Origin of the sequence: Dolichospermum sp. UHCC 0352, from assembly GCF_009711925.1 — a bacterium.
GTDB lineage: Bacteria > Cyanobacteriota > Cyanobacteriia > Cyanobacteriales > Nostocaceae > Dolichospermum > Dolichospermum lemmermannii.
Map to the genome: position 1 here is coordinate 62,395 of NZ_VIKY01000051.1, position 7,584 is coordinate 69,978.

Genomic DNA, 7,584 nt, shown 5'->3' on the forward strand with positions numbered 1-7,584 from the left:
TATGATTGCAACTCCCAGCTATAACTATCTTTCCCCCGTCGAATATCTCCAAGGGGAAGAAACCAGCCCTATTAAGCATGAATACAGAGACGGAGAAGTGTACGCAATGGCAGGGGCTAGTAATACTCATGTCATTATTACACTCAATATTGCTTCTCTGCTGAGAAATCATCTGCGTGGCCGTGGCTGTCAAGCTTACATTGCCGATACCAAGGCACATATTGAATCAATTAATACCTATTACTATCCTGATGTCATAGTCAGTTGCGACCAAAAAGATAAAGCCTTTAATAACTTTTTGCGTTATCCCTGTTTAATTATCGAAGTTTTATCTCCCACAACAGAAGCCTTTGATAGAGGTGATAAATTTGCTGACTATCGAAATTTAGAATCACTTCAGGAATATGTGTTGATAAGTCAAACGCGGGTAAATGTCGAAATTTTCCGGCGTAATTCCGAGGGACAGTGGGGATTTTACAGTTATGGACAAGGGGAAAATGTGCATTTAGCAAGTGTAGATTTTCACTGTCCGATAGAAGATGTCTATGAAGATGTGAATTTTGAATCTCCTACTGGAGAAAATTGACCTAACTCCTGACTCCTGCTGCTAAATTTCAACTTTCAGAGGGAACAGAAAAAACTCATGTTTAAAAACATGAGATGGAAATAATGACACTGTTTTTTTTGGGCTACCCATCTTTTAAAAAGAATACTTTCTATTCCCTATTCTCTAGCACCTATTTAAGGATCAATTATCAATTGTTTACCACACCTTTTACAAAATCCAGCATCTGTATCATGAAACGCTAAACCGCACCCTTGACAAACAGTTTCCACCTGATTTGCAGTTTTTACCAATCGTCTAATTAAGTCGCCAATTTGCCACGGAATCAGAGCCACTCCTGTTAAAATCATCAATACTGTTAGTAACCGACCTAATTCAGAAATGGGAATCACATCACCAAATCCCACCGTTGTCATTGTGACAACGGAGAAATAAAAGGCATCTAAAAAAGTATCAAAATTCTGAGGATTAACAGGATGTTCAACTTGATAAATGAAGCCAGAAAAAATAAAAACTATAGCAAATAAAGTAAATAATATTCTGGCAAAAATTACACTATCTTCATTACTAATACTACCAAATAAAAATTTTTTATCAATAAATCTCAGTAAACGGAGAATTCTCACCCAGCGGAATAACCGAATAAAACTAATATCTACCAATCCGATAAAAGATGGCAAAATTGAGATTAAATCAATAATTGCATAAAAACTCAGAATATATTTAATTCTATTTTTTGTACTCCATAAGCGGAGTAAATATTCCCCAGCAAAAATCATTAATATGCAATCATCTAATCCTCTTAACTGCCAGCGAGCTTCTTGAGAGAGATCATAGGTTTCCGCGACAAAAATTCCCGAAGATACTAAAACCAATAAAGCAATAGTTACACTAATTACCTTACCTACAGGAGTTTCTAGGTCTGTTAAGTAAAACTCTAATTTTTCTCGGTTCATCTCGGTTCAGCACCATCTTTTCAAGAACTCAAAAATTAAAAAATTATTACCAATGACAAATGACGAATTAAAACCTTAACCCAACTCCACCTTGTAAAGATAAAGCTGTACCACCAGTATTCCGGTAGGCATCAAAAGCAATAATAGCATTACCAAAAATCACAGTATTACTATTAGGAATAACATAATCAATGCCTGGTTGCAAAGCAAAGCTAATTTTATTACCTACAGGAGAAGCTATATCACCACTAGTTAAGACTAAACCAGCACCTAAATAAACATCAGTTTGCCAGTTGAGAGGGAGGTCATAGGAAACAGTCGGGACTATGGCTGTGCCTTTACCAATTAACGCTTGAGCGCGGAAAGAAATGGGTGTTTCTAGTAACTTGTAACGAAAAGCCAGGACTCCACCCAATTGCGTACCATCTGTCAATCCCACAGTTGGACCAATACCAACATAGCTACCATAAGCTACCTGAGCTTGTACTGGTTGAGAGTTTACAGCTAAACTCAAAACGGTTCCCATTCCCATTACCCCAAGCCAACACTGAAAATGCTTCATTACCCTACTCCTGACACAATCTGTATTTAATATAACTTAGCAATACCTTCGCCAAATTGAAAAAAGCCTTGATTCGTAGGTTGGGTTGAAGCATGAAACCCAACGCATTTGTTGGGTTGCGCCTCATCCCCTCATGCCATTATGGACAACGAGAATGTAGTCCACCTTGAGTACAAATAAATGCCAGTTGTTGAGGATCTAAATTTTTAGCTTTAGTAAAATCTACTCCTTTGATTGAGGCATTTTGAGAACCAATATCAGGTGTTTCCACAAACTGATCTGCGGGATTTTGTTTACCGGCAAAGAGGATTGTACCTTGAAAATTTGCTCCGTCCACATTTGCTTTTCGTAAATCAGCCCGACTTAAATCAGCATTTTGCAAATTGGCGTTTTCTAAGTTAGCGGAACGCAAACTAACACCAGTCAGCCGAGTAGCAGTTAAGTTAGCATCGCTGAGATTAGCATAATCTAAATAGGCTTCAGATAAATCTGCACCTTGCCAATCAGTTTTGGTTAAATTTGCATAAGCTAATTGTGTCCCAATAGCAGAAACACGCACTAAACGAGCAGCATATAAATTTGCTTCTGTTAAATTAGCATTGCTTAAATCTGCATTTATCAAGCTGGCATTTTCTAAAATCGCATTTCGTAAATCTGTACCTACTAACTGGGTACTACTGAGATTAGCAGCAAATAAGCGGGTGTAGGATAAGTTGGCTTTGTTGAGATTAGCCCGACTTAAATCACTCCGACTCATGGAAACACGGCTCAAGTTAGTATTACTTAAATTAGCTGCCTTTAACTGGACGTTGTTTAAATCTGCAATCACATCATCGTAAGTATCCCAACGTCCATCTTCACCGACGCTGCGAAAACGGCTACCTTGGAAATTAGCTTGGTTAAGATTTGCCGATTTCAAGACAATTCCTGATAAATCAATGTTGTTTAATACCAGGTTAAATAAGGACTTTCCCCCAGATGCTTGAGAACCTAATTCAGCTTTACTCAAGTCAATATTGTTAATTTTGCCACTATAGACAGCCAGAATTTTATTAATTACCTGCTGAGTCAGAATTAACTGGTTTTGTCTAATGTCCGAATTAGGACTTTTACCCATAGATGCTAGTTCTTCCACGAGAAACTGATTCATCCGGTTTAATTCCGGGATAGCTTTAAAACCAGTATTAGTTAAAGCTTGTTGAATAGTATCCAGGGTTTTGGGGTCTGTTTCCTTGACTAATAAGTCAATTAATAATTTGATGGATTGTTTATCATCTATAGTCCCCAAGGCTAACACTGCTCTTTGTCGATCTTCATTAGTAACACCGCTGCTGGGATTTAGTGCTTTGATGAGTTCGATAAACTTTTGACTATTAGTTTGTTCGCTTCTCCGTTGGCTTTCTTGGGTTTGGATATAGATTTGTGTACCGACTAAAGTTGATAGTACAGCAATCATACTAGTCAGCCCTACCAAAAACAGACTGAGATAAGAATTATTTTTGGGGACTGGAGTGGAACTAGATTTTTGAGTTGCAGCACTATCTACATCAGCTTCGTTTATTGTTGACTGCTCCCCAGGATGACTAACCGTGCTGGTTGCATCTATTGTGTATGTTCCTGCTATTTGATCATGGAAAGAGCGGCGATGCTTTTGGACAGGCCAGCCCTTAGACTCTGCTAGGATCATTAACATCGTTAAAGATGTAAACAGAGCTAAGTTGGGGAAAATAAAGCTGTAACGCCAGAGTAGATAAGCGGCAGAAACTGGTACTGTCCAACGCCCTAATCCTTCTCTAACTATGATTGCACCTAAGCCTGGGGCTGTTCCGGCTTCGTTTACTACTCGCACTCTAAACCACCGTTTGGGAATGGTGCTGCCAGTTTTAGCTAATAAATATAATTGCCAAGCACCGAAGCTGGTGGGTAATAATAGGGCTAATGTCCATAAGATATTAGTCGGCCAAGCGACGTTGCGAATACCGTAACTGACAGGTAATGCGAGGGGTCTAGCGATCGCTTTTTCTGTGACTACGAGAACAGGGTTAAGAGGAACTCGCTGGATCTCACTCCGAGAATTTACATACACGCCCAAAGCATAAGGAACTAAACCACTGACAATAAAGAGGGTGATTTCCACCGTCCAAGCCACAAAACGCCTGGTTGATAATGGTGTAATTTTAGCTTTTTTCGGTTCTTTGGAGCGGCTAGACTGACTACTACTTTTGCCGATCATTGGATTAGCCATTGAATAATTACCTGTGATTTTTTTTACGCCACTATTGGCATGATTAAAATAGGCTATTGCTTATTTTGCCTTTCTATTAGCAATAAAAAATTTGTATCCAAGATACACTAACACTGCCAACATCGCTAGACTCATAACAGAAGCAACTAGAGCAAATACTGTTTGCACCATCCAAACAGTTAACAACATGACAATACCTGTGACTGCCAGCTTTTTAATTGTTGATAAACTATTAAACCAATTTCTGGATCTTTGTAAATACAAGTTCCATTGAGAAAACCCTGTCAGAGGTGTCTGTGCTTCTGGTTGCGGAGGATTAACACTAGCAGATTTAATTTCTGCTGCTAGATTTTGGAGACGACGCTGCAAATCTTCTTCTGGTTGAGAGTTCATAAATTTTTATTGATCATGATCAATGAATTTAACATCGGATTCTGTTTTAGCTAAAAAAAAGAAATATTCAGAAATTATGACTGGTACTCAGGGAAGATGGTAATAGGGCATTGATTTTAGAGGGAAAGTTAGGCAGATTTTTCTGATTTTGGGAAGTTAATTCCGGATATTTTACCGTTGAGTCGAGAACTTTTCTCGCCAAAACAAGCTCTTTAAATATCACCCCACTCCCAACCTCCACCTCGAAGAGCAAGGAGGGGGCTATGATGTAGTTTATTCAAGTGCATACCGCCATATCGCACAATATTTCATCAGAATCAAAAACCGTTGTCATAAGACCTCGCGGTAAGTGGGAAACGAGCGCGTCTTTAGACCTGAGAGGGAAACGGCACGAGGGATTTTAATCCCTGTGGTATGTTAGAATTAAATTGTGAGTAAGAACAAAAAACATCTACGTGTTGAAGCATCCTAGTACGGAGAAATTCCGGCTCATAAGAAACAACGGTTAGGTTTAAGTCCTAACGGCAGTATTGACTTGAAAGAGCGAGTAATGGCAGGTTGTGGAGCGTACCGCGTCTTGGCTTAGTGATGGATTCTAAAAACACTGAAAACCATAAAAGTAAGCGCAATTTCGACGCCTTGATTGGCAGTTGTTTTGAGCGTTTAGGCGGCGTTTGACGGTCGCAGCGAGATTAGATTGAGCTAAACTCTTAATTTAATTCTGTCAGTAGAATCTCAGTGGCTTGGCTCCCTGAGAGTGTCAAAATAGGTCAGGAGTGTGGATTAAATAAAGTGTAAAAGATAGGGTGTGTAAAGCTATGCGACCATGGCTACGCTAAAGCAAAGCCTAATGCACCATTTCCGATCAAATCAGAATTGCAGGTTATTAAATTTGCGTTCCTAAGAGTGCTATAACCCAGTTAATTATCTGCTCATTTAAGACTGAAAAACCCTATGTTAGCAGGCACAATTTTGCAGAATGGAAAATATACCATCCTCCAGGAAATAGGGCGGGGCGGATTTGGTGTTACCTTTAAAGCTATGCACCACTATTTAGGTCAAGAAGTGGTGATGAAAACTATCAATGAGAGGTTGCGACAACATCCCGATTTCCCTAAGTTCCAGCGCCAATTTCAAGATGAAGCTAAAAGATTAGCCGCTTGTGTTCATCCTCATATTGTCCGGGTAAGTGACTTTTTTGAGGAAGATAGTTTACCTTATATGGTGATGGAATACATTCGCGGAGACACCTTATGTGCAGCATTTGTTTTACCAGGAATACCCCTACCGGAAGCTACAGCCATTCATTATATCCGTCAAATAGGCGCGGCATTGCAGGTGGTACATAATAATGGTTTATTGCACCGAGATATTAAACCAGATAATATTATTTTGCGTCAAGGAACGCAGGAAGTAGTGCTAATTGATTTTGGCATTGCTAGAGAATTTAATAACGGAGCAAAACAGACACATACAGGTTTAGTCAGTGAAGGTTATGCACCCATTGAACAGTATCTAACCCAAGCACAACGAACAGCAGCTACAGATGTTTATGGTTTAGCAGCGACTTTATATGCACTGTTAACTGCACAAGTTCCTATACCTGCATTACTGCGAGATCGGGAAAAAATGCCCTCTCCCCGTGAATTACAACCTCATTTGAGTGGGGCTGTTAATCAAGCAGTTAGCCGAGGAATGGCTGTAGAACCTCAGTTTCGTCCGACAACAGTAGCAGAATGGCTGCAACTACTACCGGGAAATGGGCTAAATGTGACATCATCAACTTTAGCGACTCAAGCAGTACAGACTATTAATTTATCGGATTTAAAATCCAAAAATTTCCTCAAAAAAGCTACTCCCCGTCCTATTGCTACACCACCAAAAGTCGCAAATACAGGCAAAAAAGCAGGTGTATCGAAGGGAATTGTGAGCATTAGTATTGCCTTAATTGCCGCTACGGCAGGTTTTAGTATGACGCGGATATTATCAAAACCTAATTTACAATCATCACCTAAACCAGTTATTAAACAATCTACTTCCGAATCTATTCCACCCAAACCTGTCGTGGAAATATCACCATCATCTCCAAATCAAAAAATTCAAAATTCCTCTTTTAATGAATCTGTACCACTGAGAGTCAGGAGAAAACGCAAAAATACTCCTGTTTCCCCAGAACCAACCCCTACTAATAATAGTAGTGATGAAGAAAAAGCCCCTGAGAATAACAACTCTCAGCCCACTCCAACCCCGAATACTACAATTAATAAATCAACACCGGTTGTGACTTCTTCACCATCCTTAATGGATACCCTGCGTGACGCTAAAGAATCCCAGAAAGCTTCTCCACCTCCAGAAAATACTGCACCGGAATCTAATCCCGTAGTCACCCCACCCCAGGAATCTCAACCAGAAAATTCTTCGGCTGTAGTCGTCCCCACTGTAGAAATAAACCAAAATCAAGTGCCGGAAAGTCATCAGCAAAAGGAAGAAAAGCCGCAATAATCATTATTTGAATCAACGGAGAGGGGGGGATTCGAACCCCCGTTGAGTTTCCCCAAAACGCATTTCGAGTGCGTCACCATCAACCACTCGGACACCTCTCCAACATCAACTGTGAATTGACACTCCCCGCGTCTTTAGACGCGGGGATTCTATAGAGAGTTTCAGTCTATATCTCTCAGTTATCCCAGCTTCAGGCATTGCCTTAAATATTTGGGTTCTTGCCCTGATCCTGTTTGCCATTACTGGCAGAATCATCTCTGCTTGCGGTGAGCGAAGCCGAACTGACAAGCGTAACTTTCCGAGAGTCCCCCGGTAGGTTTTTAATGTCTTTGCTGACAATTTAATTGTCTCACGAATATGG

General features: G+C 40.0%; 6 protein-coding genes and 1 tRNA gene. 2 read left to right on the forward strand and 5 right to left on the reverse strand.

What is annotated here, in order from left to right; all coding sequences use genetic code 11:
• The first annotated feature begins 1 nt into the window (after position 1).
• A complete protein-coding gene (locus FJR06_RS03550; protein WP_015081344.1) occupies positions 2 to 586 on the forward strand; it encodes a Uma2 family endonuclease in 585 nt (194 codons plus the stop codon).
• Between the two features lie 155 nt (positions 587 to 741).
• On the opposite strand, the gene FJR06_RS03555 is transcribed toward FJR06_RS03550, so the two are convergent.
• The 4 genes from FJR06_RS03555 to FJR06_RS03570 all read right to left on the reverse strand — a co-directional run bounded on the left by FJR06_RS03555 (position 742) and on the right by FJR06_RS03570 (position 4,721).
• Positions 742 to 1,521 (reverse strand): ion transporter, encoded by a 780-nt coding sequence (locus FJR06_RS03555; RefSeq protein ID WP_168650787.1) that lies wholly within the window; start codon positions 1,519 to 1,521, stop codon positions 742 to 744.
• A gap of 67 nt (positions 1,522 to 1,588) precedes the next feature.
• The gene (locus tag FJR06_RS03560) at positions 1,589 to 2,053 is read right to left on the reverse strand and encodes a hypothetical protein (protein WP_371416395.1); all 465 of its coding nucleotides are present in this window, start codon (positions 2,051 to 2,053) and stop codon (positions 1,589 to 1,591) included.
• A gap of 169 nt (positions 2,054 to 2,222) precedes the next feature.
• Positions 2,223 to 4,328: a pentapeptide repeat-containing protein gene (locus FJR06_RS03565; RefSeq protein ID WP_168650789.1), complete on the reverse strand. Its 2,106-nt coding sequence runs from the start codon at positions 4,326 to 4,328 to the stop codon at positions 2,223 to 2,225.
• Positions 4,329 to 4,388: 60 nt separating this feature from the next.
• Positions 4,389 to 4,721, reverse strand: coding sequence for a hypothetical protein (locus FJR06_RS03570; RefSeq protein WP_015081348.1), 333 nt, complete (start codon positions 4,719 to 4,721; stop codon positions 4,389 to 4,391).
• 954 nt (positions 4,722 to 5,675) lie between these two features.
• On the opposite strand from FJR06_RS03570, the gene FJR06_RS03575 reads away from it, so the two are divergent.
• Positions 5,676 to 7,223, forward strand: coding sequence for a protein kinase (locus FJR06_RS03575; protein ID WP_168650791.1), 1,548 nt, complete (start codon positions 5,676 to 5,678; stop codon positions 7,221 to 7,223).
• Positions 7,224 to 7,239: 16 nt separating this feature from the next.
• Here the strand turns inward: FJR06_RS03575 and FJR06_RS03580 are convergent.
• A tRNA-Ser gene (locus FJR06_RS03580) sits at positions 7,240 to 7,324 on the reverse strand.
• Positions 7,325 to 7,584: the final 260 nt, after the last annotated feature.

Excerpts from the sequence above, each read along its gene's own strand:
- FJR06_RS03565 (WP_168650789.1), bottom strand. The coding sequence starts at position 4,328 with ATGGCTAATCCAATGATCGGCAAAAGTAGTAGTCAGTCTAGCCGCTCC.
- FJR06_RS03575 (WP_168650791.1), top strand. The coding sequence starts at position 5,676 with ATGTTAGCAGGCACAATTTTGCAGAATGGAAAATATACCATCCTCCAG.
- FJR06_RS03570 (WP_015081348.1), bottom strand. The coding sequence starts at position 4,721 with ATGAACTCTCAACCAGAAGAAGATTTGCAGCGTCGTCTCCAAAATCTA.
- FJR06_RS03555 (WP_168650787.1), bottom strand. The coding sequence starts at position 1,521 with ATGAACCGAGAAAAATTAGAGTTTTACTTAACAGACCTAGAAACTCCT.
- FJR06_RS03560 (WP_371416395.1), bottom strand. The coding sequence starts at position 2,053 with ATGGGAATGGGAACCGTTTTGAGTTTAGCTGTAAACTCTCAACCAGTA.
- FJR06_RS03550 (WP_015081344.1), top strand. The coding sequence starts at position 2 with ATGATTGCAACTCCCAGCTATAACTATCTTTCCCCCGTCGAATATCTC.